The 273-nt window shown below is 39.2% G+C and carries 1 pseudogene; it reads right to left on the reverse strand.

What is annotated here, in order from left to right:
• A pseudogene (locus CWB76_RS19715) lies at window positions 1–257 on the reverse strand (RNA methyltransferase); the annotation flags it as partial.
• Between the last annotated feature and the right edge of the window lie 16 nt (window positions 258–273).

A 273-nucleotide genomic window follows, 5' to 3' on the forward strand; every position in this document is an offset into this window, starting at 1 on the left:
ATCGCAGCATTATTACTGACTAATGTACTTACCTTTGATAACTGCTCATCATCAGCACCAATAAAATGCGTCTTGGGGTATGCCGCTTGGTTAGTATCAATAAAGTTTTGCGTTGCAAACACATCGGTTACTTTTAATGGGCAATTTAATAACACCAGTACATTGTTTTCGCCTAGTACAAGGTATTGAAGACGGTGCTTGCGGTACGTCTTTTGGCCAAGCTCGGCAATTAGTTTAAGATGTGTTGTAGAAATCATGAGAGCGTGTTTATAT

The organism is Pseudoalteromonas sp. S1609, assembly GCF_005887255.1.
GTDB lineage: Bacteria > Pseudomonadota > Gammaproteobacteria > Enterobacterales > Alteromonadaceae > Pseudoalteromonas.